22 protein-coding genes are annotated in these 21140 nt (G+C 60.0%); 13 read left to right on the forward strand and 9 right to left on the reverse strand.

Features of this window, described 5'->3' with window-relative positions:
- Positions 1 to 27: 27 nt before the first annotated feature.
- Positions 28 to 723: a YggS family pyridoxal phosphate-dependent enzyme gene (locus tag M0G74_RS17675; RefSeq protein WP_248220065.1), complete on the reverse strand. Its 696-nt coding sequence runs from the start codon at positions 721 to 723 to the stop codon at positions 28 to 30.
- A gap of 99 nt (positions 724 to 822) precedes the next feature.
- On the opposite strand from M0G74_RS17675, the gene M0G74_RS17680 reads away from it, so the two are divergent.
- The 4 genes from M0G74_RS17680 (at position 823) to M0G74_RS17695 (ending at position 5768) form a co-directional block, all read left to right on the forward strand.
- Positions 823 to 1857: a type IV pilus twitching motility protein PilT gene (locus M0G74_RS17680; RefSeq protein ID WP_160151731.1), complete on the forward strand. Its 1035-nt coding sequence runs from the start codon at positions 823 to 825 to the stop codon at positions 1855 to 1857.
- A 217-nt stretch (positions 1858 to 2074) separates the two neighbouring features.
- Positions 2075 to 3223, forward strand: a complete 1149-nt coding sequence (locus M0G74_RS17685) for a PilT/PilU family type 4a pilus ATPase (RefSeq protein WP_160151732.1) — start codon at positions 2075 to 2077, stop codon at positions 3221 to 3223.
- Between the two features lie 72 nt (positions 3224 to 3295).
- Positions 3296 to 4051, forward strand: coding sequence for an SDR family oxidoreductase (locus M0G74_RS17690; RefSeq protein ID WP_248220067.1), 756 nt, complete (start codon positions 3296 to 3298; stop codon positions 4049 to 4051).
- A gap of 40 nt (positions 4052 to 4091) precedes the next feature.
- Positions 4092 to 5768 carry an amidohydrolase gene (locus tag M0G74_RS17695; RefSeq protein WP_248220068.1) on the forward strand — a complete coding sequence of 559 codons (1677 nt, stop codon included), beginning with the start codon at positions 4092 to 4094 and terminating at the stop codon, positions 5766 to 5768.
- Between the two features lie 8 nt (positions 5769 to 5776).
- Here the strand turns inward: M0G74_RS17695 and M0G74_RS17700 are convergent, their stop codons facing one another.
- Positions 5777 to 6544 (reverse strand): LytTR family DNA-binding domain-containing protein, encoded by a 768-nt coding sequence (locus M0G74_RS17700; protein WP_248220070.1) that lies wholly within the window; start codon positions 6542 to 6544, stop codon positions 5777 to 5779.
- Entirely contained in the window at positions 6537 to 7820 is a 1284-nt protein-coding gene (locus M0G74_RS17705) for a histidine kinase (RefSeq protein ID WP_248220073.1), read from the reverse strand. Before M0G74_RS17705 ends, M0G74_RS17700 begins: the two co-directional genes overlap by 8 nt.
- Positions 7821 to 7918: 98 nt before the next feature.
- On the opposite strand from M0G74_RS17705, the gene argH reads away from it, so the two are divergent.
- Together argH and M0G74_RS17715 are read left to right on the forward strand one after the other, a co-directional pair.
- Entirely contained in the window at positions 7919 to 9340 is a 1422-nt protein-coding gene (argH, locus tag M0G74_RS17710) for an argininosuccinate lyase (protein WP_248220076.1), read from the forward strand.
- A gap of 133 nt (positions 9341 to 9473) precedes the next feature.
- On the forward strand, positions 9474 to 10469 hold the full coding sequence (locus M0G74_RS17715; protein ID WP_248220077.1) for a glycerophosphodiester phosphodiesterase family protein: 996 nt from the start codon (positions 9474 to 9476) through the stop codon (positions 10467 to 10469).
- A 6-nt stretch (positions 10470 to 10475) separates the two neighbouring features.
- On the opposite strand, the gene cyaY is transcribed toward M0G74_RS17715, so the two are convergent.
- Complete coding sequence (cyaY, locus tag M0G74_RS17720; RefSeq protein ID WP_160151739.1) at positions 10476 to 10808, reverse strand: iron donor protein CyaY; 333 nt, start codon at positions 10806 to 10808, stop codon at positions 10476 to 10478.
- 99 nt (positions 10809 to 10907) lie between these two features.
- Between cyaY and M0G74_RS17725 the strand changes: the two genes are divergently transcribed.
- From M0G74_RS17725 to xerC, 5 genes are all read left to right on the forward strand, one after another.
- Complete coding sequence (locus M0G74_RS17725) at positions 10908 to 11159, forward strand: lipoprotein (RefSeq protein WP_248220079.1); 252 nt, start codon at positions 10908 to 10910, stop codon at positions 11157 to 11159.
- On the forward strand, positions 11156 to 12409 hold the full coding sequence (gene lysA, locus M0G74_RS17730) for a diaminopimelate decarboxylase (protein WP_160151741.1): 1254 nt from the start codon (positions 11156 to 11158) through the stop codon (positions 12407 to 12409). The genes M0G74_RS17725 and lysA overlap by 4 nt, the downstream gene beginning before the upstream one ends.
- Before the next feature lie 14 nt (positions 12410 to 12423).
- Positions 12424 to 13254, forward strand: coding sequence for a diaminopimelate epimerase (dapF, locus tag M0G74_RS17735; protein ID WP_248220081.1), 831 nt, complete (start codon positions 12424 to 12426; stop codon positions 13252 to 13254).
- A 78-nt stretch (positions 13255 to 13332) separates the two neighbouring features.
- Positions 13333 to 14094 (forward strand): DUF484 family protein, encoded by a 762-nt coding sequence (locus M0G74_RS17740; protein WP_160151743.1) that lies wholly within the window; start codon positions 13333 to 13335, stop codon positions 14092 to 14094.
- 12 nt (positions 14095 to 14106) lie between these two features.
- Positions 14107 to 15027, forward strand: coding sequence for a tyrosine recombinase XerC (xerC, locus tag M0G74_RS17745; protein ID WP_282450331.1), 921 nt, complete (start codon positions 14107 to 14109; stop codon positions 15025 to 15027).
- A 184-nt stretch (positions 15028 to 15211) separates the two neighbouring features.
- Here xerC and M0G74_RS17750 read toward each other — a convergent pair whose 3' ends face one another.
- The 5 genes from M0G74_RS17750 to M0G74_RS17770 all read right to left on the reverse strand — a co-directional run bounded on the left by M0G74_RS17750 (position 15212) and on the right by M0G74_RS17770 (position 18776).
- On the reverse strand, positions 15212 to 15424 hold the full coding sequence (locus M0G74_RS17750; protein WP_160151745.1) for a hypothetical protein: 213 nt from the start codon (positions 15422 to 15424) through the stop codon (positions 15212 to 15214).
- A 426-nt stretch (positions 15425 to 15850) separates the two neighbouring features.
- A complete protein-coding gene (locus M0G74_RS17755; RefSeq protein ID WP_043319767.1) occupies positions 15851 to 16189 on the reverse strand; it encodes a P-II family nitrogen regulator in 339 nt (112 codons plus the stop codon).
- A gap of 123 nt (positions 16190 to 16312) precedes the next feature.
- Positions 16313 to 17572, reverse strand: coding sequence for an ammonium transporter (locus tag M0G74_RS17760; RefSeq protein WP_248220084.1), 1260 nt, complete (start codon positions 17570 to 17572; stop codon positions 16313 to 16315).
- Positions 17573 to 17663: 91 nt separating this feature from the next.
- On the reverse strand, positions 17664 to 18002 hold the full coding sequence (locus M0G74_RS17765) for a P-II family nitrogen regulator (RefSeq protein ID WP_160151747.1): 339 nt from the start codon (positions 18000 to 18002) through the stop codon (positions 17664 to 17666).
- A 57-nt stretch (positions 18003 to 18059) separates the two neighbouring features.
- Positions 18060 to 18776, reverse strand: a complete 717-nt coding sequence (locus M0G74_RS17770; protein WP_248220086.1) for a TorF family putative porin — start codon at positions 18774 to 18776, stop codon at positions 18060 to 18062.
- Between the two features lie 445 nt (positions 18777 to 19221).
- On the opposite strand from M0G74_RS17770, the gene M0G74_RS17775 reads away from it, so the two are divergent.
- Together M0G74_RS17775 and M0G74_RS17780 are read left to right on the forward strand one after the other, a co-directional pair.
- On the forward strand, positions 19222 to 19446 hold the full coding sequence (locus M0G74_RS17775; RefSeq protein WP_248220088.1) for an accessory factor UbiK family protein: 225 nt from the start codon (positions 19222 to 19224) through the stop codon (positions 19444 to 19446).
- A gap of 79 nt (positions 19447 to 19525) precedes the next feature.
- Entirely contained in the window at positions 19526 to 21016 is a 1491-nt protein-coding gene (locus M0G74_RS17780; RefSeq protein WP_248220090.1) for a YifB family Mg chelatase-like AAA ATPase, read from the forward strand.
- Positions 21017 to 21140: the final 124 nt, after the last annotated feature.

The following is a 21140-nucleotide window of genomic DNA, read 5'->3' on the forward strand; positions in this document are numbered from 1 at the left end:
CAGCCAATCAGTACCTTGTGCTGAATCTCAGCCGCGCCGCCCAAAAATGTCGGTGCCGATCCGGACAATGGTGGCACCGCTGAAAATCGCCGCCTCCATATCCCCGGACATACCCATCGACAGCGTATCCAGCGGTTGATCCGGCAGCTGTACCTTGAGGTCTTCCAGCAAACCGGCCAGCTGTATAAACGGTGTACGCTGGTCGTCCGCCGCCCCGCGGGGCGCGGGAATCGCCATCAAGCCGCGCAGCTGCAGATTGGGCAGCGCCGCCACCGCGGCCGCCAGTTCCGGCAGTTTTTCCGGGGTCACCCCCGACTTGCTGTCTTCACCGTCGATATTGACCTGTAGGCACACATTCAGCGGTGGCATATCCGCCGGCCGCTGCTCAGACAGACGGCGCGCAATTTTTAACCGCTCCACCGTGTGCATCCAGTGGAAATGCGCCGCCACATCGCGGGTCTTGTTGGATTGCAGCGGACCGATGAAATGCCAGGTGATGTCGCAGTCCGTCAGTTCCGCCTGCTTGTCCAGCGCCTCCTGCAGGTAATTCTCGCCAAAATGGCGCTGCCCGGCCGCATAAGCCGCCCGCAGGTCCGCCGCCGGACGGGTTTTGGACACCGCCAGCAAGGTGACAGAATCGGCCTGCCGGTCACAACTACGGCAGGCTGTGACAATCCGCTCAGCAACGGAATTGAGGTTTTCGGGGATAGACCCTTTGCGCATATACTGGGACCCAAATTTTGCTCGGCGGGCATTCTATGCGCTCACAGCCCGCACGTCATATCGACAAGCATTCGTAAGAGAAGAATAAAGGGTAGCAGTATGGACATTACAGAACTCCTCGCCTTCAGTGCCAAGCAGAACGCCTCCGACTTGCACCTCTCCGCGGGCCTGCCACCCATGATCCGGGTAGATGGCGACGTGCGCCGTATCAACCTGCCGCCCATGGAGCACAAGCAGGTGCACGGCCTGATCTACGAGATCATGAACGACAAGCAGCGCAAGGACTACGAAGAGTTCCTCGAGACCGACTTCTCCTTCGAAGTCCCCGGTGTCGCCCGCTTCCGTGTGAACGCCTTCAACCACAACCGCGGCGCCGGCGCCGTATTCCGGACCATTCCCTCCAAGGTACTGACCATGGAAGATCTCGGAATGGGCCAGGTGTTCAAACAGATCTCCGATACTCCCCGCGGCCTGGTACTGGTCACCGGCCCCACCGGCTCCGGTAAATCCACCTCGCTGGCCGCGATGATCGACTACATCAACGACAACAAATACGAGCATATCCTCACCGTCGAAGACCCGATCGAATTCGTACACGAATCCAAAAAGTGCCTGGTCAACCAGCGGGAAGTGCACCGCGACACCCACGGCTTCTCCGAAGCCCTGCGCTCCGCACTGCGTGAAGACCCGGACATCATCCTCGTGGGTGAGATGCGAGACCTGGAAACCATCCGCCTGGCACTGACCGCCGCGGAAACCGGCCACCTGGTATTCGGCACCCTGCACACCACCTCCGCCGCCAAAACCATCGACCGGGTTGTCGACGTATTCCCGGCGCAGGAAAAAGCCATGGTGCGCTCCATGCTCTCGGAATCCCTGCAGGCGGTAATTTCCCAGACCCTGCTCAAGCGCAATGGCGGTGGCCGTGTCGCCGCCCACGAAATCATGCGCGGCACCCCGGCCATCCGGAACCTCATCCGCGAAGACAAAATCGCGCAGATGTACTCCGCCATCCAGACCGGCGCCAACGTGGGTATGCAGACCATGGACCAGTGCCTGCAGGAACTGGTGGAGAAACGCATCATCAGCCGCGAAACTGCGCGCGAAAAAGCGAAAATGCCGGAAAACTTCTAAGTCCTATTCGGCGCTTACGAAGTAAAGAAATCTGAATTGAAGGCAAAGTGCCGGGGATTCGTTTTCGAAAGCGTCGGCGACATGGACGTCGCCGACGCAGCGTACAGGGATGTATTCACAGCGGTTTCGAAAACGAATCCCCGGTGCTTTGCCGCTACCGGACCAGCTTAAGATTGCTCCCGGGGCCCCCAATAAAAAACAAGGCGGTAAATAGAAAATGGAAATCGAACGACTCCTGCAACTGGTGACCGAAAAAGGCGCCTCCGACCTGTTCATCACCGCCGGTGTACCGCCGTCCATCAAACTACACGGCAAAATTGTCCCCGTCAGCACCTCCGCCCTGACCCCGGAAAAAGCCCGGGAAATGGTCGTCAGCATCATGAACGACCGCCAGAAAAAAGAATTCGCCGAAAGCAAAGAACTCAACTTCGCCATCTCCGTGCGCAACGTCGGCCGCTTCCGGGTATCCGCCTTCTTCCAGCGCAACCTCGTCGGCATGGTACTGCGTCGGATTGAAACCAAAATCCCCACCATCGACGGACTGGGACTGCCAGAACAGCTCAAAGAACTGGCCATGACCAAACGCGGCCTGATCATCTTCGTGGGCGCCACCGGTACCGGTAAATCCACCTCGCTCGCCTCCATGATCGGCCACCGCAATGAGCACTCCAAGGGCCACATCATCTCCATCGAAGACCCCATCGAATTCATCCACCAGCACCGCGGCTGCATCGTCACCCAGCGCGAAGTGGGCCTGGATACCGAATCCTTCGAAACCGCCCTGAAAAATACTCTGCGACAGGCCCCCGACGTCATCCTCATTGGTGAGGTCCGCTCTCGCGAAACCATGGACCACGCCATCGCCTTCGCCGAAACCGGCCACCTGTGCCTGTGTACCCTGCACGCCAACAACGCGAACCAGGCGCTGGACCGGATCATCCACTTCTTCCCCGCTGACCGTCACCAGCAACTGTGGATGGACCTGTCGCTTAACCTGCAGGCCATGGTCGCCCAGCAGCTGGTACCGACCCCGGACGGCGATGGCCGCCGCGCCTGTCTCGAGATCATGATCAACACCCCGCTGATGTCAGACCTGATCCGCAAGGGCGAAGTACACAAAATGAAGGAGCTGATGAAGCGCTCCGTCGAGCAGGGTATGCAGACCTTCGACCAGGCCCTGTACGAACTCTACGACCGCGGCGAAATCACCTACGAAGACGCCCTCGCCCATGCCGACTCCGCCAACGACCTGCGCCTGATGATCAAGCTCAAGTCCGAGTCCGACGCCGAGTACCTCAACAGTGCCGCCGACGAACTGAGTCTCGCCAGCGACACCGACTCCGGTGGTGCACCGAGCATTTATTAAGCGTCCGGCTCAGAAAATTTACAGGGCAGGTGCGGTAACGCCCCTGCCCTTTTTTATCCAGGAAGTACCCGATTGAAAGACCAGGAAAAAATCGCACTGATCACCGGCGGCAGCCGTGGCATCGGCGCCGCCACTGCCCGATTACTGGCCGCCCGCGGCTACAACCTGTGCATCAGTTACCGCGCGCGAAAGTCCGCTGCTGATGCGCTGCTGGAGGAAATCTCCAGGTTCGACATTCGCGCCATTGCGGTACAGGCCGACATTTCCAGCGAAGCCGATGTCGAGCGGTTGTTTGGCACCGTTGATAGTGCACTGGGCCCGATCAGTGCACTGGTGAACAATGCCGGCATGCTGCTGCAGCAATCCCGCGTTGAGCAGATGACCGCGGAGCGCATCAACCGCGTACTGCACACCAATGTCACCGGCACCCTGCTCTGCTGCCGCGAAGCGATCAAACGCATGTCGACAACATTCGGCGGCAACGGCGGTGCCATCGTCAATGTCTCATCCGGTGCCGCCCGCAGTGGCTCGCCCAATGAATACATCGACTACGCCGCCAGCAAGGGCGCGGTCGACACCCTCACGATCGGGCTGAGTAAAGAAGTCGCGCAGGATGGCATCCGTGTAAATGGCGTGCGCCCCGGACTTATTGATACAGAAATGCACAGCGACGGCGGCGAGCCCGCCCGCATCGATCGGCTCAAATCCAATATTCCGCTGGGCCGTGGCGGCCAGCCGCAGGAGGTGGCCGGGGCCATTGCCTGGTTGCTCAGCGACGAAGCCTCCTTCACAACCGGCAGCTTTATCGATACCACCGGTGGGCTATAAAGCCGTGAAACCAGCCATGAAAGTCGCCGTGAAACCAGTTATGAAACTTGCCTTCATTTGCGGTATCGCCCTGGCAGCGCTACTGGCCGGCTGTGACGATAAATATCCCGACCAGATCTTTATCAACACCACCGTTATAACCCTGAACCCGGCAAACGATATTGCAGAAGCCCTGGCCACAAAAAATGGCCGTATTGTCGCGGTTGGAAAACGACAGGATCTTGCGGCACTGGCGGGCCCGACCACCGAAGTCATCGACCTCAAGGGCAAGACCCTGCTGCCGGGATTTGTTGCCGCCCACGAGCACCCGGCCATCAGTGCCGTATTCCGCAACTTTATTGACATGAGCGGCTTTCGCCACGCCTCCGCAGACGCTGCGTGGCAGGCACTGAAACAATCCATAGACGCGACACCTAAAGGCGAGTGGGTTTACGCCAAGGGGCTGGATCCGGTGTTGCTCGCCGGGCTGCAGCCACCGACACGGCAACAGCTGGATACACTCGCCCCCGAAAACCCAGTGTTTATTCTCGCCCAGAGCATGCACACCGCCTGGGTCAATTCCGCGGCGCTGGCGGCAATGGAAATTGACGAGCAATCCCCCGATCCCGGTGAGGGCTCCTACTATGGGCGCGACGACAGCGGACGCCTCAATGGGCAGTTGGTAGAAAAGCAGGCGCTGGAGCCGTTTATTGCACCGCACAAAAGCCCGCTGAAACTCGTTTCTGCCTATGAAGCGGAACTCGATGACCTGCGCGCGGCCGGCTATACCAGCGTCGCCTCACTGGGATTCAATGTCCCAGCCTGGCTGGCAAGGTGGACCGCCAGCGATCATCTGAAACCGCGCATCCGCCAGTTTTTTTACTACCGCGGGGAAAACCTCGCCAAGCTCGATGGCCAACCGCAAACCGACGGCGACGCCTTCCGGGTACTCGGGGCAAAATTCTGGTACGACGGCTCGCCCTACAGTGGCAGCATGGTGGTGGAGCAGCCATACCAGGACAGTACTCTGGCGCAACAGTTGGGAATTGCCCACGGCAGCCACGGCGAACCGGTGGTAACCCCGCAGGAATTACAGCAAAAAATTTCAGAATTGAGCGGGCGCGGCTGGCAGATTGCCAGTCATGTGCAGGGGGATAGAGCCGCGCGGGAATACCTGCAGATGCTGCGTGACCATATCGAAACTTTACCCGTCGAGGATCGGCAGGCCTTTATCGCCCGTCGCCATCGTCTGGAACACGGATTGCTACTGGGTAAAGAACTGCTACCGGCGTTTGCGGCGCTGGGCATTACGCCCAGCTTCCATATCAATCACCTCTACTATTACGGCGATGCCTTGCAAGACGAGCTGTTGGGAGCCGCGCGCGCCGAAAAAATACTGCCGCTGAAAACGGCATTCGACCTCGGCATGCACCCCACACTGCACGCCGATAGCCCGATGTTTCCGGCGGAGCCTTTCAGCCTGATGCAGACCGCCATTCGTCGCGAATCGCGCGCGGGCACCCTGATCGGCGCCGACGAAGCCATTACGCCATTGCAGGCGCTGCGCGCCATGACCATCAATGCTGCCTGGCAACTGGGCATGGAAAAGGACATAGGTTCGCTGGAAGCGGGAAAATTCGCGGATCTGGTGATTGTGGATAAAAATCCACTGACGACGCCGGCGTTACACTGGCGAGAGATTCGTGTACAGGAAACCCGGATTGCCGGCAGGCGCTAGCGGCAGGCTCAGGCCATTTCCGACAACAGGGATTTGATACCGGACAGCAAGCGTCGGGAGACGGGTGGCATCAGCGCACAATCGCTGAGCGTTACCCGGTAGCCATCGTCCACTTTCTGCAGGCCGGTGATGTAGTCCCGCGCCACAATCGCGCTGCGGTGCACCCGCACAAAGCGCTCGCCGAATTCCGCTTCCAGTTCCTTGAGCGATTCATCCAGCAGTGTTTCACCGCCACTGTGGTGGGCAATAACGTATTTGTCTTCGGCGATCAGGCAGCGAATATCCTCCACATCCAGCAACTGCACGCCGCGGCGGCTCACCGCCCTGATCTGGCGGCGGCCGGCGGCGATAGCCGATGTTTTGGTTTCAGCCTGTGGCTGGTTTTTCAGTTGCGGTTTGCTCAGTCTTCGCGCCTGGGCAACCGCCTGTGCCAGTTGCTCCACATTGACGGGCTTGAGCAGGTAACCCGATGCAGCAACCGCGAAGGCAGGGAGCGCAAACTCGTCGTGGGCGGTGCAGAATATGATGGCGGGTGGGTTCGGGCGGGCGGAAATGTGTTGGGCGAGTTGGAGCCCGTTTTCTCCGGGCATTTCGATATCCAATAACAACAGGTCCGGGTCGAGTAGATCCAGCTGTTGTAATGCGCTTTCCCCATCGGCAGCTTCTCCCAGCAGTTGGCAACCATCAATAGTCTGCAACTGTCGGGCCAGTCTGGCCCGCGCCAGCGGTTCGTCATCGACGATCAGCACACCGAGCTGCTGCCTGGAGTCACTCACCGGTGACCTCCTCGGTCTTTCGTAGCTTCTGCTCTGGTGCCTGTGCTGGCTTCAGCAATTGTCCGGTTCTATCTGTCGGCGAAGGTGTTGGCAGGCGTACCGGCAGGGAGAGCTCCACGCGATAACTACCGTCGCGGGCTTCCGCGTGAAAGCGGAAAGCGTTGCCGTAATACGCGCTGAGACGCTGGCGAATATTGTCCATCGCCATCCCGTTGCCGGCACTTACGCCGGTGACGTTTTCGGTCTCAACGTTCTCTTTACCAACCTTCCCTTCAGATACTGCAATAGGATTTTCAATCGACAATAGCAGTTCGCCACGCTCTCTGCCAATGACATTTGTGCGAAGCGCAATTTGAATGGTGCCGCCAGCACGCAAGCGCGCAACGCCGTGCAGCACGGCATTTTCCAGCAGCGGCTGCAGCAGCATCGAGGGCAACTCGACGCCCGCAGGCAGCGGTTCGATTTGCCACTGTTGTTGCAGGCGGTCGCCCAAACGCAGGGATTCAATTTCGAGATAACGCCTGGCCAGCGCAATTTCCTGCTCCACAGGCACCAGTTTTGAGTCTGCCAGTGACGCGCGGAATAGAGCGCAGAGATCTTCCACCAGTTTTTCCGCGCGCTCTGCATCTATCGCAATCAGACTGGCGAGGCTGTTCATACTGTTGAACAGAAAGTGCGGGCGAATACGCGACTGCAACGCCTCGATACGCGCGCCCAGCTCGGCCTGCTGCTGGTTGTGCAGTTGCTGCTGCACATAGGCATAGCGCAGCACCACACCGGCGCAGATGGCACCGACCAGCAGATTGGCCAGCAGTGCCCAATAATCGATGGCGGTGCCCGCCATATCCGCCAACCACCAGTGCTGCACTCCCAGTACCGTCACCAGTACCCCCAGCACACAGCCGTAACTTATCGCGGCCGCGACTTTGTGGGATTGACGGTGGGACAAACGCGCAAGATACGGGCGCAAACGGCAGAGAATGGCCGCAGAGGGCAGGATCGCCCATTGAATGGTCAGGGATACCAGCCCCAGTCGCTGCCAGTTGAGGGGATGGAGACCATCGGAGGTCAGCACCAGCACCAGCGCCAGCAGCTCGCCCATCAAGACCAGGGCGGCAACACCGGTCACATTGCACAGGTCCGGCAGAAACGCCGCCGGCGCATCAGCCCCCGGGAAACCAGGCTGCAGGCGCGCAGAATCTTTGCCATCGGGGGCAATTTCGCGAATTTGCTGCGCTATAATGCCCGCCGCTTGCGCGGGCCGGGAAGATGTCATACCACTTTATCTTTATTCTGGATCCGCTCTAGAAGAGAGAAGATACCGCCATCCCGGATCGACTTCCATATCCCAACCCAGATTCCACCAGAGGCAGCATGAGCAACGACAACTCCGCCACAAACAATGCACAGAACCCCGCCGCAAAACTGTGGGGCGGCCGCTTCAGCGAAGCCACCGATGCGTTCGTGGAGCGCTTTACCGCCTCGGTGATGTTCGACCAGCGCATGGCTCTGGAAGATATCCAGGGCTCCCTGGCCCACGCGCAGATGCTGTCGGAAGTGGGGGTTTTGACCGCGGACGAGTTCAAGCAGATCGAGGGCGGCCTGAAAGACATCGCCGAAGAGATCAAGGCCGGCGAATTCCCCTGGTCGGTAGAGCTCGAAGACGTGCACATGAATATCGAGGCGCGCCTGACCAACCGCATCGGCGCCACCGGCAAGAAACTGCACACCGGCCGCTCGCGCAACGACCAGGTCGCAACCGACATTCGCCTGTGGCTGCGCAACCGCATCGACCTGATTGCCGGCGAGCTGACCCGCCTGCAAACCGGCCTGGTGGACCTGGCAGAAAAAGAAGCCGACACCATCATGCCCGGCTTCACCCACCTGCAGAGCGCACAGCCGGTCACCTTCGGCCATCACCTGTTGGCCTGGAATGAAATGCTGACCCGCGACTTTGATCGCCTGATGGACTGCCGCAAGCGCGTCAACCGCTCGCCGCTGGGTGCGGCAGCCCTCGCCGGTACCAGCTACCCGATCAACCGCGTGCGCACCGCCGAGCTGCTGGGCTTCGATGCCCCCACCGAGAACTCGCTGGATTCTGTCAGCGATCGCGACTTCGCCATCGAATTCTGCGCTTTCGCTGCGCTGCTGCTGACGCACCTGTCCCGCGCCAGTGAAGAGCTGGTGCTCTGGACCTCCAGCCAGTTCAACTTTATCGATCTGCCGGATCGCTTCTGCACCGGCTCCTCGATCATGCCGCAGAAGAAGAACCCGGACGTGCCGGAACTGGTGCGCGGCAAGACCGGCCGCGTGAACGGTCACCTGATCGCCCTGCTGACCCTGATGAAGAGCCAGCCACTGGCCTACAACAAGGACAACCAGGAAGACAAAGAGCCGCTGTTCGACGCTGCCGACACTGCCCTCGACTGCCTGCGCGCTTTTGCCGATATGGCACCGGCGCTGAAGCCGAAGAAAGAGAACATGCTCGCCGCGGCCGGCAAAGGCTTCTCCACTGCCACTGACCTGGCGGACTATCTGGTGCGCAAGGGCGTGGCCTTCCGCGATGCCCACGAGATTGTCGGTCAGTCCGTGGCGTTTGCGATCGAGAAGGATTGCGACCTGGCCGACCTGAGCCTGGCGGAGTTGCAGAAGTTTTCCGATGTGATCGGCGATGACGTGTTCGACGTGCTCACCCTGGAAGGCTCTGTCGCTGCCCGCGATCATATCGGTGGCACAGCGCCAAACCAGGTGCGCGCCGCTTGCGGTCGCGCGCGTGCACTGATCGCATCGCGCTAACGCCATACCAGCGGGCCGCAAGGCCCGCTGCCACTATTCGCCAGAATTCATCCCAACCACTGCCACTTTCCAGCTTTTGTGACCCGCTAGACTTCCCCCGATAAAAAGAACCAATCACAGGGAAAGTCCAACCATGCGCAAATACCTGCTGCTCGGCATCACCGCGCTCCTCATCGCCGTCTACCTAACCAACGCCTCCTGGCTCGCGGAACAGCGCCCGGGCAAGCCGACGCTGATTGCCCACCGCGGCGTCTACCAGACCTACAACCGCGAAGACCTGGGCCGTGACGACTGTACTGCCATCCGCGTGTTCCAGCCCGAACACGCATATCTGGAAAACACCATCGCCTCCATGAGCGCCGCCTTCGACGCCGGAGCGGATATCGTAGAGATTGACGTGCACCCCACCACCGATGGCGAGTTCGCCGTATTCCACGACTGGACCCTCGACTGCCGCACCGAAGGCAAAGGCACCACTCGCGACCACCCGATGAGCTACCTCAAAACCCTGGATATCGGCTACGGCTACACCCCGGACGGCGGCAAGACGTTTCCCTTCCGCGGCAAGGGTGTCGGCCTGATGCCGACGCTGGAGGAGGTGTACCGGACATTCCCGGACAAAAAATTTCTGGTAAATATCAAAAGCGGCCGCCGCAAGGAGGCGGTACAACTGCACCGGTACCTGCGCCAGCGCCAGTTGCCGACAAACGGACCGCTACTGGTCTACGGCAGCGAAAAAGTGATGGCGAAAATGCGCGAGCTGCGCCCCGATGTGTGGAGCTTCAGCCGCGAGAGCGTCAAAAACTGCAGCTACCGCTATCTGTTTCTGGGGTGGTCCGGGTATGTGCCGCAAGCCTGCCGCAATGGCGCGGTTGTGGTACCAAACACCTGGCACCGGGCACTGTGGGGTTGGCCGGACCGGTTTATCCAGCGCATGGACGATGCGGGCGCAATGGTGATGGAGCTGGATTTCGCCGGGCGCGGACGCGGTTTTCACGGCATCTACAAAACTGAAGAGCTGGATTTTCTGCCGGCGGACTATCGCGGAGCCCTGTGGGTGGAAAATATTGAAGTGATCGGGCCTTACGCCAAGACCCGGTTCGACCAGCAGCGTCTGAATCAAAACTAGGGGGCTTTACAGCCCCAGACTGACGTTACTGCCCTGCTGCTCGCTCAGTACCCGATCCAGTAGCGTCGGCAGATCTTCGCCGGTGGTGGAGCACTTCCAGCCCGCTTTATCACCGGAATTGTCGAAACTCAGGTGGTAACCCCCGGAGCGCGCCGCCACCCACAACTCCTGCACCGCGCTCTGGCGCGACAGAATCACCTGGGTGCCGTTGTCTTCCAGGGTAATCGTCAGCACCGCGTCCGCGCGCTCGTAATCCATATCCACCTCACACTCATCCAGTGCGTCTTCGATGGCGATCAGGGTTTCTTCAATCGCAGCGTTATAGGCAGCCTGACTCATAATCTGATTACTTCTGTTACTGTGTTGCTCAAGGGCCGGGGTCGCTATACTAGCAGGCTTTTCCAGTCTTCTCGTCCCGCGTTGCGGCAGGAATTTTCGATGCGCACACAACTGATTTCCGTGGCACTTCTGCTCACCTTTGCCGGGCTGGTCACCGCCTGTGGACAAAAGGGCCCGCTCTACCTGCCCCAGGACCCCGCGCGCCCCGCAACCAGCGCCCCCGTTGCGCAGCCGCAGGGCTCGACGAATCCGACCCAGGCCGGCCAGGAGCAGCGCGAGCAAGACGAAAGCGAACAGAAAACCGACCAGCAACTTCAGCAACACACGGAAGCAGAAGCAGTAACCAAATGAGTGAATTCCACTACCAGCAGGGAAGCCTGTGGGCCGAGGGCGTAAACCTCGAGCAGATCGCCGAGCAGTTCGGCACTCCCACTTACGTCTACAGTCGCGCCCACTTCGAGCGCCAGTACCAGAGCTATGCCGACGCACTTGGCGAGCACCCCGGGCTCATCTGTTATGCGGTCAAGGCCAACAGCAACCTCGGGATACTGTCGGTGCTGGCCCAGCTGGGTGCGGGTTTTGACATTGTGTCCGCCGGTGAGCTGGAGCGGGTACTGATGGCCGGCGGCGATCCGGCCAAGGTGGTGTTCTCCGGCGTCGGCAAAACCGCCGATGAAATGCGCCGCGCGCTGCAGCTGGGGGTTCACTGCTTCAATGTGGAATCGGAAGCGGAATTGGATCGCTTGGATGCGGTGGCTGCGGAGCTGGGCGTGATCGCGCCGGTCTCCCTGCGGGTAAACCCGGACGTGGATGCCAAGACCCACCCCTATATTTCCACCGGCCTCAAGGAAAACAAATTCGGTATTGCCATCGAGCGCGCCCCCGAGGTGTATCGCAAGGTCGCGGCCTCGGCGAACCTGAATGCCGTGGGCGTGGACTGCCATATCGGCTCCCAGTTGACCGAAATCACCCCTTTCCTGGATGCGCTGGATCGCCTGCTGTTGCTGATCGACCAGCTCGCCGAAGACGGCACTGTGCTCAAGCACCTGGACCTGGGCGGCGGCCTGGGCGTGCGCTACCGCGGCGAAGAGCCGCCGGAAGTGAGCGATTACCTGGGCGCAGTAAAAGAGAAGCTCGCCGGGCGCAACCTGGCGCTGGTGCTGGAACCCGGCCGCTCGATTTCCGCCAACGGCGGCGCCCTGCTGACCCGGGTGGAATTCCTCAAGCGCACCGAAGAGCACAACTTTGCCATCGTCGACGCGGCCATGAACGACAACCTGCGCCCGGCCCTGTACCAGGCCTGGCAGGATATCGTTGCGGTTACCCCGAGCAATGGCGAAACCGAGAGCTGGGACATCGTCGGCCCGGTGTGTGAAACCGGCGACTTTCTCGGCAAGCACCGCCCGCTGGCGCTGGAGCAAGGACAACTGCTGGCGATGCTGTCTGCCGGCGCCTACGGTTTCACCATGAGTTCCAACTACAACTCCCGTACCCGCGCCGCAGAGGTGCTGGTGGACGGCGACAAAACCTATCTGGTGCGGGCCCGCGAAACCTTCGCGGATCTGGTGCGCGGGGAATCCCCGGTACCGGCCAGGGATTGAGTGGAAAAAACGGAATGCGCCTGAAATTCACCAAAATGCACGGGCTCGGCAATGACTTTGTCATGCTCGACGCCATCACCCAGCGGGTCAAACTGTCGCCCGAACGAGTGCGCCAGATCGCCGACCGCCATACCGGTATCGGCTGTGACCAGCTGCTGCTGGTAGAGGCGCCGCGGGATCCGGACGTGGATTTCCGCTACCGCATTTACAATTCCGATGGCAGCGAAGTGGAAAACTGCGGCAATGGCGCCCGCTGTTTTGCCCGCTTCGTGCGCGAGCGGCGCCTGACCAGCAAGGAAAACATCCTGGTGGAAACCGCCGCTGGCATTCTCGAGCTGAAAGTCCAGGACGGCGATCAGGTGAGCGTGGATATGGGCCCACCGATACTGGAGCCGCAACAAGTCCCGTTCGACGCCGATATTCAGGCCGAGTCCTACCCTTTGCAGGTAGACGGCGAGACCTACACCATCGGTGCTGTGTCCATGGGCAACCCGCACGCGGTGCTGCTGGTGGAAGATGTGGATACCGCCCCGGTGGATTCCCTGGGAGCGGCCATCGAATGCCACCCGCGCTTCCCGCAAAAAGTGAATGTGGGCTTTCTGCAGATCCAGGACCGAAAGACCGCCCGCCTGCGCGTGTTTGAGCGCGGCGTCGGCGAAACCCGCGCCTGTGGTACCGGCGCCTGCGGTGCCATGGTGGCCGCACGGCTGCGCGGCCTGGTGGATGAAGAGCTGCAGATCACCCTGCCCGGCGGCACCCTGACGATCCACTGGCCGGGGCCCGGCGAGCCGGTTACCATGACCGGACCCGCAACCGCGGTATATCACGGACAGATAGTGCTCTGACAAAAACTCCCGGGCTCAGCGATACCACCACAGGGCATCGCCCGCAGCAGCCGACGGGATCAGCCGGTGGAAATGACAATGACCGACCACAGCGACGCAACCCTGATCGACAGCACCGTCGAGGCCAACCTGGAAAAACAGGTCGCCGCCGACAGTGAAAACCAGCGCAACAAAAAGCTGCTGGCGCGACAGGTGGCCCGCTACCTGATCCAGAATCCCACCTTCTTTGCCGAAAATATGGAGCTGCTGGAAACCATCCAGCTGCCAAAGGAAAACGGCAAGACGGTGTCGCTGATGACCCACCAGACCAACCTGCTGCGCGAGCGCAATATCGAAATGCGCCAGCGCCTCGACCAGCTGCTGCAAAACGCCCGCGACAACGACCAGCTGTTCCTGAGCAGCCGCCGGCTGGTACTGGCACTGCTGGAATCCCGCACCGTCGCCGAGGCCGGCAAGGCACTGCTGACCAGCTTCCAGCAGGAGTTCAAGGTCGAGGTCACCGCACTCACCCTGTTCGGCCCCCTGCCAGGTTCCGGCAAGTATCTGGGCGATGTGCGCAGTAGCTCCCGCAGCAGTGCGGAAACCTCCATTGGCTCGATACTGCGCAACGGCCGCACCGTCTGCGGCACCCTGCGCCCTACCGAAACCGCCTACCTGTTCGGCAAGGATGCAGACCGCGTCGCCTCCGCCGCAGTCGTGCCCCTGGCAAACCAGCTGGGTATTCTGGCAGTGGGTTCCAGCAACCCCAATCACTACCGCTCCAGCCTGGACACCCTGTTCCTGTCCTATATCGGCGAAATCCTCGAGCGGCTGCTGCCGGACCTGCTGGCGCGGAGTTGATCCCCGGTGCAGCTGACCGCAGCAACGGACGCCTTTCTGCTGCACCTGCAGCACAAAAACCTGTCTGCCCATACCTTGAGCGCCTATCGCCGCGATCTGGAAAAGCTGCAACAGTTGGCGGACCAGGAGCAACTCGACGACCTGCGCCAACTGGAGCAAATGCGCCTGCGCAGCTGGCTGGCGCAACTGCACCGCGGTGGCCTCTCCCCCAAAAGTCTTCAGCGCTGGCTATCGGCAGTGCGCACCCTGCTGCGCTATTGCGTGCGCGAGGGCTGGCTGCCGGCGAATGTGGCGGAAGGCCTGCGCGCACCCAAGGCGGAAAAGAAACTGCCCAAACTGTTGGATGTGGATGCCGCCGCGCAATTTGTGGAAAGCCCCAGGGAAGCGGGGACAGAAAATACCAATGAACTGCTGAGCCTGCGCGACAGCGCCATCCTCGAACTCTTCTACAGCAGTGGCCTGCGCCTTTCCGAGTTGACCGGCCTGAACTGGCAAGACCTGGACCTGAAAAGTGGCGAGGTCCGGGTCACGGGTAAAGGCGATAAAACCCGCCTGTTGCCCGTAGGCCGCTACGCCCGTGAGGCGCTGCACGCATGGCACCTGCAGGCTCCCCCGGCGCAGGCAGACAGCAAAGGTGTAGCCCCGGTGTTCACCACCGCCAAAGGCAAGCGCCTCAGCAATCGCGCGGTTCAGGCGCGCCTGGCTCACTGGGCCAGGAGCGGCGGCGCCGACCAGCGGGTGCACCCGCACATGCTGCGGCACTCCTTCGCCAGCCATATGCTGGAATCCAGCAGCGACCTGCGCGCAGTGCAGGAGCTGCTGGGCCACGCGGACATCAGCACCACCCAGATCTACACCCACCTGGATTTCCAGCACCTGTCCCGGGTCTACGACCAGGCACACCCGCGCGCGCAGACATCGGACGACGATTGATACGGTAACCGGGTATGGCCTAAAGCGGCGAGCGGGGAATGCGCCAGATGGGGCGGGAGGAGTCGGCAGGAATGGAATTGAACAAAATTGCTTGAAACTGGACCCCGGCCGGAACCGGGGGACGCTTCAATTGCCGTCATGCCGGCGGCTGCCGACATCCAGTTTTACCTCTTGGTCCAGTCCACTAGATGGGCCGACTACCGTACTTCGGCTGCGGCTTGCGTGGTGGGTCTGCAGTGACTTCCGGTGCTATCTCGTTGATGGCACCACCCTGGGCGAGGAAAGCCTCGACCTCGGAACTCAGTTGACTGCGGGCCCGCTGGCGGGAGGTAATAGTGCGCTCTTCGCTAAACTCATCTGAGTCTTTTGCTCGAGCGCTGGACTGATCGTCTTTCATGTTGATTTACCCTGTAACTTGATACCCCTGTTACAGAGGGAATACCCCTGCTGCCGCTACCGTCTCCCGGAAAACGCCGTTTAATCCCGGCCGATTTATTCGGGCGATCCTTCATTGCCGCAATGGCAACACAGAATCTGCAAATAAATTCCGCCGGGCAGAAACTTTCCTGCGGCGAAATATTTATAGGCAGTGTCCAAGCAGCCTGCCAGAAAAGGTTCCCGTATTTGGTAGAGTTTTTTCAGCCGGTTTTAGGCCAATTTATTGCTGTTGGTTATGCTTTTTTTCCCGCCAGGGTTTTGAACGCCATCACGTCGCCCAAAGCATTCCGATGCCATTCGAACAAAAAACCTCCGCACAAATTTTTTACGGGCACAAAAAAGCCCCGCAAGCGGGGCTTTGAAAACACTGTGTCGGATTCTTTGATCAGACCGCTTCGCTGCCGGTTTCGCCGGTGCGGATACGGATGACTTCTTCGAGCGCAGTGATAAAGATTTTGCCGTCACCGATTTTACCGGTCTGGGCAGCCTTGGTGATGGCTTCAACGGCGCTATCGACCATGCTGTCGTCCACCGCCAGTTCCAGTTTCACCTTGGGCAGAAAGTCCACCACGTATTCGGCGCCACGGTACAGCTCGGTGTGACCTTTCTGACGACCGAAGCCTTTGACTTCGGTCACGGTCATGCCCTGCACGCCGACTTCGGACAGCGCGGTGCGCACGTCGTCCAGTTTGAATGGCTTAACGACAGCCGTAATCAATTTCATTGACTTATCCCCTGATTATGTTTCTTGCGGGCACCGGCCCAGAACTGAATCGGCGCCGGAAGATTCTTGTTGCCGCCGGTTCCAGGGACAAGTCCTAAAACCCGGCGGCGATATTATGAGCCCTTATTTGCTCATAAATTCCGGATAAGCTTCCATTCCGCACTCGACCAAGTCAACACCTTGCTGCTCTTCTTCTTCGCTGACGCGAATACCGGTGATCAGCTTGAGGGCAAACCAGACTGCGAAGGAGGCGGCGAATACCCATACGAAGATGGTGGCAGCGCCGATCAGCTGGCCGCTGAAGGAAGAACCGTCGTTGGTAACCGGTACCAGCAGCAGGCCCAGCAGACCAACCACACCATGCACGGAGATGGCGCCAACGGGATCGTCGATCTTCAGTTTGTCCAGGCCAACGATGGAGAAGACCACCAGTACACCACCCAGGGCGCCAAACAGGGTTGCCTGCAGGGCAGTCGGCGTAGAGGGCTCAGCGGTGATGGCCACCAGGCCAGCCAGCGCGCCGTTCAGCAGCATGGTCAGGTCAGCTTTGCCGAACAGGATGCGACCGGTGATCAGCGCAGCAACGGCACCACCAGCGGCAGCGGCGTTGGTGTTCAGGAACACCATGGCGACGGAGTGTGCATTGGCAGCATCGCCCAGTTTCAGAACGGAACCGCCGTTGAAGCCGAACCAGCCCATCCACAGGATGAAGGTACCCAGGGTCGCCAGCGGCAGGTTGGCACCGGGGATGGCGTAGATTTCGCCATTCGGGCCGTATTTGCCTTTACGCGCGCCCAGCAGCAGTACGCCCGCCAGAGCAGCGGCAGCACCCGCCATGTGCACGATGCCGGAACCGGCGAAGTCGGAGAAGCCCAGGTCGCCCAGGTTGAACATGCCGAATACGTCCGCACCGCCCCAGGTCCAGGAACCTTCCAGCGGGTAGATAACGCCGGTCATCACTACCGCGAACACCAGGAAGCTCCACAGCTTCATGCGCTCGGCAACAGCACCGGAAACGATGGACATGGCAGTTGCCACGAAGACCACCTGGAAGAAGAAGTCGGAAGCGCCGGAGTAAACGGAGTCACCATCGAAACCGTTCTCTGCGGAACTCGCCAGAACGCCTTCGAGGTCAAACGCCTCGATACCGTTCAGCAACCAGCCACCGTCGTACATGATCGCGTAACCGCTGATCAGGTACATGATGCTGGCAATGGCAAACAGCGCCACGTTTTTAGTCAGAATTTCCGTGGTGTTTTTGGAACGCACCAGGCCCGCTTCCAGCATGGCAAAGCCAGCTGCCATCCACATGACCAGTGCACCGCACACGAGGAAATAAAATGTATCAATTGCGTACTGCAACTGAAAAATTTGATTTTCCATTTTTCGCTCCGTTTAACCCAAACTTTCCCGAGTCGCCCCGGCAGTTTTCTGTTTATTGATCAAAGAATCGTTTTAGCAATCTGTTCTGTTTTTAGATCGCTTCCGCGCCGGTTTCACCGGTACGAATGCGGATTGCCTGCTCAAGGTTTGCAACAAAGATCTTGCCGTCGCCGATCTTGCCGCTCTGCGCCGCAGAACCGATGGCTTCCAGCACGGCGTCTACCTGGCTGTCGTCAACGGCGATCTGCAACATGGTTTTGGGCAGAAAATCCACTACATACTCCGCTCCACGATAGAGCTCGGTATGGCCTTTCTGCCGCCCAAAACCTTTTACTTCGCTAACAGTAATGCCACTAACACCGGCTTCGGCCAGCGCGTCGCGCACTGCGTCAAGCTTGAAAGGCTTGATGATTGCGGTTACCAGTTTCATGGTCTCCCCCTACGATAAAGCCCACTCTGGGAGCGGGCTCGGTTAGTTATCCGGTTATTACCAGCTGTAAGAAGCGCCGGCGAGTACGGTGGGCTCACACCAGTCGGTGAAGAAGCATTCTTCGTCACTGACGTCAGTGCCCACCAGGGAGGCGCTCAGGGCCAGGCCACCGAACTCTTTACCGACAGATACTGAGTAGTCGATGTAGGAATCCGATCCATTCAGGAAGATTTCTTCATCGAACAGGTTCAGGCCGGCGCTCAGGTCGAGCGAGATATCGTTCGGCAGTGCGAAAGAGTAACCAGCATTCAGGTAGTAAAATTCACCGGCCTGGTACCAGTAGTCGTCAGAGTATGCGAAGCCAACAGACGCATCGCCGAAGCTCAGGCTGCCGTACACTTCCTGGTAATCTTCATCCTGGTCGCTGCCGTGGTAGGCGTAGTAGATGTAGCCAACGTCGTAGCCAACACCACCGGCGGTTTCACCGGCATAGCCACCGTAGAAATCCTGCTCGAATTTGGTTTCATCGGCGCCGTAGTTGAAGTCAACCTGGGAAGCCCAGGTACCCAGGTAAACGCCGTTACCCATATCCAGATCCACACCGCCCTGAATCGCAGGACCGCTATCGGTCTGGGAAACACCGCGGAAACGGTAGTCGCTGACGACGCCTACATTGGCACTGAAGCTGGGACCAGAATCTGCCGCAGTAGCAGCGCTGGAGATCGCCATCGCCAGTAAACTTCCTGATACAGCGGCGGCAATTTTATTATTCAATTTGATTCCCACTTTTTGGTTCTCCTAGATCTCTGTGTGAAATGCTCGTCATTTATTTTTGTAAGCGGCTCCGACTTCGCCGGGGACACGGCACTCGCCGCGTTCGCCCAGGCACTTCACTGAAGACCTATCCCCTGCCGTCATTGCCAGGGCGATTCGCATCACACTACTTGCAGAGTTAGTGCCAACTTTTGAAAGAGATTGGAAAATCAAAGGGTTAGCGCGAAATACGGGGGTTTTCACGGCCTTTTTGACCGGGCGCCCACAAACACTGCGCAAAAATAGTGCGCACCAAAATGGAACCCGCACCGCAATCGGGCACCGGATGATTGGGAATGGAGCCTGCGAACCAAGACGGAGCATGACTTTTACGCCTTGGTGGCAAATACCGGCTGCGGTACTATTTGCCGCTACAGAAATCGAATTTTTTAGTGGAGAATTGCGCTTGGCCGCGGATAAATTGCAACAGTTATTAAGTGAGCTGCAACAACAGGGGGCAGTAATCAGCAGTGACCTGCGCGACGCTTTGGAAGTCGCGATGGGCAAGCTGCCACTGGTCAGCCAGCGGGAATTTGATCTGCAGGCTGCCAAACTGGCGCGCGCCGAGGAAAAGCTCGCGCAGCTGGAGCAGCAGATCAAGGATCTGGAGGAGCGCCTCGGCGCCCAGTAAGCGCGCGCGCAACAGGGCAAGTCGGCCCCAAATCGACATCACACAGAACGTCAGGAAAGACCGTTTTTCAGGGAAGAAAATGAGCCTATCCATTACCTACGCCCGTGCCCAGCTGGGCATACAGGCACCCTTGGTGACCGTGGAAACCCACCTCGCCAATGGATTGCCCGCATTCAATATTGTTGGTTTGCCAGAGGCCGCGGTGCGCGAGAGTCGCGACCGGGTGCGCAGCGCCATCGTCAACAGCCATTTCGAGTTCCCCCAGCGGCGCATCACCGTGAATCTTGCTCCCGCCGACCTGCCCAAGGCCGGCGGGCGCTACGATCTCGCCATCGCCTTAGGCATCCTCGCCGCCTCCGGGCAGGTGCCGGGAGATGCCCTGGGGCACTACGAGTTTATCGGTGAGCTGGCGCTGTCCGGCAGCCTGCGCCCGATTCCCGGCGCCCTGCCCGCCGCCATCGCCTGTCGCGACAGCGGCCGCACCCTGGTTACCGCTATTGAATCCAGCGCCGAGGCCGCGCTGATCGACACCCCAGTGAAATCCGCCACTTCACTGCTGCAGGTGTGCGCGCAACTGCACGGTCGCGAACCCCTGCCGGATGCCCAGCAATCGACCGAGCAGGAAACGGTGGTGTGCGCGGATCTGGCCGACGTGCGCGGGCAGCTGAAAGCCCGCCGCGCGCTTGAGGTTGCCGCCGGCGGAAACCACAATCTTTTGTTTTACGGGCCACCGGGTACCGGCAAAACCATGCTCGCCAGCCGACTGCCCGGCATACTGCCGCCGCTGACCGAGAAAGAACTGGTGGAAGTGGCCGCACTCTATTCCAGCGCCGGCCTCTCGCGTATCCGCCAGCGGCCCTTCCGCGCACCCCATCACTCCGCCTCCCCCACTGCACTCGTTGGCGGCGGCAGCAATCCGCGTCCCGGGGAAATCAGCCTGGCCCACCGCGGCGTGCTATTTCTGGACGAAATGCCGGAGTTCCCGCGCTCGGCGCTGGAGATATTGCGCGAGCCACTGGAAAACGGTGAGGTGCGCATTTCCCGCGCCCGTGCCCAGGTCACCTTCCCGGCTAACTTTCAACTGGTCGCCGCCATGAACCCCTGCCCCTGCGGCTACCTGGGAGAAACCCGCTGCCGCTGCACTCCAGACCAGATTGATCGCTACCGCAACAAGCTCTCCGGTCCGCTGCTGGATCGCATCGACATGCAGGTGGAAGTGGCCAGCATGAGCGCCAGCCAGCTGCAGGATTCACCGCCGGGGGAAAGCTCCGACACGGTGCGCGAACGGGTAATCCGCGCGCGGGAAATCCAGTGGCAGCGACAGGGAAAAATCAACGGCGACTTGCAAGCTAGTGAGCTGGACGAATTCTGCCGCCTGGGCAATCAGGAAGCGGCGCTGCTGCGCACCTCGGTCGAAAAGCTCGGGCTCTCCGCGCGCAGTTATCACCGGGTATTGAAAGTCGCGCGCACACTGGCGGATTTGAGTGGGCAGGAACACATCGGCACGGCACAGATTGCCGAGGCACTGGCCTATCGCAATCTGGACCGAAGAGCGATTGCGTCCGCGTAAACCAACGCAGCACACGTCCTGTGCATGGGTGCGGTTCTATGCAACCCTCTCACTCGCTTTTAAACGTTGAGGCGTAACCAGTAGGCCCGTAAATCGGCCCGCTTCTCCTTACAATATGCGCACT

Source organism: Microbulbifer sp. CAU 1566 (assembly GCF_023156515.1).
In the GTDB taxonomy this organism is placed as follows: Bacteria; Pseudomonadota; Gammaproteobacteria; order Pseudomonadales; family Cellvibrionaceae; genus Microbulbifer.